4 protein-coding genes are annotated in these 3,478 nt (G+C 37.1%); 2 read left to right on the top strand and 2 right to left on the bottom strand.

Features of this window, described 5'->3' with window-relative positions:
• The coding region (uvrA, locus tag M901_RS15795; protein WP_021279223.1) for an excinuclease ABC subunit UvrA at positions 1 to 1,978 on the top strand (1,978 nt) is incomplete at its 5' end.
• Between the two features lies 1 nt (position 1,979).
• Complete coding sequence (locus M901_RS15790) at positions 1,980 to 2,747, top strand: RNA methyltransferase (protein ID WP_021279220.1); 768 nt, start codon at positions 1,980 to 1,982, stop codon at positions 2,745 to 2,747.
• Positions 2,748 to 2,797: 50 nt separating this feature from the next.
• Here the strand turns inward: M901_RS15790 and ribE are convergent, their stop codons facing one another.
• Both ribE and M901_RS15780 read right to left on the bottom strand, forming a co-directional pair.
• Positions 2,798 to 3,268 (bottom strand): 6,7-dimethyl-8-ribityllumazine synthase, encoded by a 471-nt coding sequence (gene ribE, locus M901_RS15785; protein WP_021279221.1) that lies wholly within the window; start codon positions 3,266 to 3,268, stop codon positions 2,798 to 2,800.
• Positions 3,261 to 3,478, bottom strand: a 218-nt coding sequence (locus tag M901_RS15780; RefSeq protein ID WP_034722703.1) for a 3,4-dihydroxy-2-butanone-4-phosphate synthase, incomplete at its 5' end; no start/stop codon positions are given. The genes ribE and M901_RS15780, both read right to left, overlap by 8 nt.

Below are 3,478 nucleotides of genomic sequence, written 5' to 3'. Positions count from 1 at the left end.
TATAGGAGAATCTAAAACTTTTGACCTCGACACTCTCATTTTTGATGATTCTCTTCCAATTCTTGCAGGAGCTATTCCTGTTGTAACAAAGAAAAATAGTTTCATGAATAAAATGATCGAATGTGTAATGAAAGAAGAAGGGGTCGATCTAAAAACACCTCTTAACAAAGTTCCAAAGAAGTTTTTTAAAATACTCTTTGATGGAACTAACAAAGAGTATACGTATAAATTTAAGTCAGAGAATTCTCACTTTGAATTTACTAAACCATTTCCAGGTATAATTGAATGGCTTGAAAAGAAATACAAAGAAACAAGCTCTGAAAAGGTTAGAGTTGAACTTGAAAAAAGCATGAGTATTAAAAAATGCTCTGACTGTAATGGAAAAAGACTTAATGAAATTGCTTTAAGTACAAAACTTGATGATCATAATATCATCGACCTCTGTGAGTGCTCAATCGGTGAGACATACGAATATTTTCAGTCTCTTGAATTAGAGGGTCTGAAAGCACAAATTGCAGATAAACTTTTAAAAGAGATTCGTAGTCGTCTTTCATTTCTTGTAGAAGTAGGACTCGATTACTTAACACTTAATCGTTCTGCTGGAACTTTATCAGGTGGTGAATCTCAAAGAATTCGTCTTGCGACTCAAATTGGTTCTGCGCTATCAGGAGTTCTCTACGTCTTAGATGAACCTAGTATTGGTCTTCACCAAAGAGACAATGTGAAACTCATTAAAACATTGCAAGATCTCCGTGATATTGGAAATACCGTTATTGTAGTTGAGCATGATGAAGACACGATGCTTGCAGCTGATTATATTGTAGATATGGGTCCTGGTGCAGGGATTCATGGTGGAGAAATTGTGTCTCATGCAAAAACTGCAGAGTTCGTGAAGAAAAAGTCTTCGATTACTGCAGACTACCTCAAGGGCCAACGAATTATTGACGTTCCAAAAAAGAGAAGAGAGTCAAAAGAGTTTATTAAACTTAAAGGCGCGAAACACAATAATCTTCAATCTGTTGATGTGGAAATCCCATTAAATGTCCTGGCTTGTGTAACAGGTGTTTCAGGTTCAGGGAAGTCAACTCTTGTTCATGAAGTTCTCATACCGGCCATTAAATCAAAACTTACTAAGGCCAATAAATCACTTTATGAAAAGACAAACTATAAGACTTTAACAGGTGAAACAAAGATTAAGTCAGTTATTGAATTAGATCAAAGCCCTATTGGTCGTACTCCTAATTCAAACCCAGCTACATACACTGGACTTTTTGATGATATAAGAAAGCTTTACGCATCAACTCCTGAATCCCAAATTCGTGGGTACAAGCAGGGGAGATTCAGTTTTAACGTTAAAGGTGGACGCTGCGAAGAATGTGAAGGAAATGGTGTTAAGAAAATTGAAATGCACTTCCTGCCTGATGTATTTATCACATGTCCTGAATGTCATGGTAAGAGATATAATAATGAGACGCTTTCTATCTTATATAAAGGAAAGAATATTGCCGATATCCTCGATATGACTATCGAAGAAGCCTATGACTTTTTCCAAAATCATACACGAATGGCAAGAATCCTCAAAACAATGAATGACGTTGGTCTTGGCTATATGAAACTAGGACAAGCTGCTACCACTCTATCTGGTGGTGAAGCACAGAGACTAAAACTCTCAAGAGAGTTGGCCAAGAAGACAAAAGGTCACACACTCTATGTCCTCGATGAGCCTACAACAGGACTTCACTTTGAAGATGTTGCCGTTCTTCTAGAAGCTATTAATAGTCTCGTCGTTCAAGGAAACTCGGTATTGATTATTGAACACAATCTCGATGTTATAAAGGTTTCCGATCATATTATCGACCTTGGTCCTGAAGGTGGAAATGGGGGAGGAACCGTTGTTGCAAAAGGGACCCCTGAAGAAGTTGCCAAGGTAAAAGGCTCTTATACTGGTAAATTCATCGCAAAAGTACTAAAGAAGTAACATGATTAAATTAGATACAATTGATGATCCAAATCTTGATGAATTTAGAAATATTAAGGACAAGAACCTCCTTCCGCAAAATCTTGTCGTCGCAGAGAGTCCTAAGGTTGTTCTAAAAGCATTGAATTCAGATTTCAAAGTACTTAAAGTTCTTTGTACTCCAGAGTTCTACCAAGAAAATAAATCAAATCTCGATGGGAAATCTGAGAAGATTTTTGTTGTCGATAAAAAGCAAATTGAATCTCTCGTTGCTCATAAACTTCATCATGGGATAATGGCACTTATCCAAATACCCGAGCTTAGTAAACTGGACGAGTTAGGGGAGCGTATTCTCATATTTAATGGTGTGACTTCTCCCGAGAACGTTGGAACCATGACTAGAGCTGCGATGGCCTTTGGATTTTCTTCTATTATTTATGACTACAAGAGTGCTTCTCCATATTTAAGAAGGTGTGCACGTGTCTCGATGGGAAATGTCTTTGAAGCAAAAGTTCATAAAAGCGAATATCTTCCACGTTCAATCCAAGAACTTCAAGCTCTTGGTTATACAGTAGCAGCAACGGCAAACGAAGAAGGCTCTCTCAGCCTACCAACTTATAAGTATCCAGAAAAATTCTGCCTCATTATAGGTAATGAAGGAAATGGAATGGATAGGGAAGTTATCGACGCCTGTGATATAAAACTTTCTATTCCAATAACAAGCTACGTTGCCCATTTAAATGCTGCTAGTGCAGCTTCTATTTTTCTTTACCACTCTGTTTTAAAATAAAAAAGGCCTCCTAATTGGAGGCCTCTATATATCAAAATTTCAAGCAAAAATTATTTCGAAATTCCGTTAAGAAGTGTCGCCATTTCAATTGCAGAGAGAGCTGCTTCCCAACCTTTATTCCCAGCTTTTGTCCCTGCTCTTTCAATTGCTTGCTCAATTGTATCTACAGTTAGAACACCAAAAATCACTGGAGTATCCGTATCATAAGAAACTTTTGCTACACCTTTAGCAACTTCATTTGAAACATAGTCAAAGTGAGGTGTAGAACCTCTAATAACAGCACCAAGTGTAATGATACCGTCATACTTTCCAGTTTGAGCTAATTTCTTAGCAACAAGAGTAATTTCGTAAGCACCAGGTACCCACGCAATATCTAACTCATCAACGTTTCCGTCGTGTCTCTTAATACAGTCAACTGCACCACCAAGTAGTTTACTTGTGATAAATTCGTTAAATCTTCCGGCAACAATCGCAAATTTCTTACCAGATGCATTTAAATGTCCTTCTAAATTTCTAGGCATTTAAGACTCCATTTTCTTCAATATGATTAACTTTAATAATTGTTTCTTCTTTTACTAAATCCTGTGCCATTTTTCTATAGTCCACAAGATCTTTAATCGTAATAAACTTCAGGTCATGTTCTCTAGCAATCTCAAAAAGCCTATCCGTCTTCGCCATACTTCCATCATCATCCATTATTTCACAGATAACTCCAGAAGGATGACATCCTG

It is taken from the genome of Bacteriovorax sp. DB6_IX (assembly GCF_000447775.1).
In the GTDB taxonomy this organism is placed as follows: Bacteria; Bdellovibrionota; Bacteriovoracia; order Bacteriovoracales; family Bacteriovoracaceae; genus Halobacteriovorax_A.
Note: the sequence above shows the minus strand (reverse complement) of the source record. Positions and strands in the feature narration are given on the sequence as shown.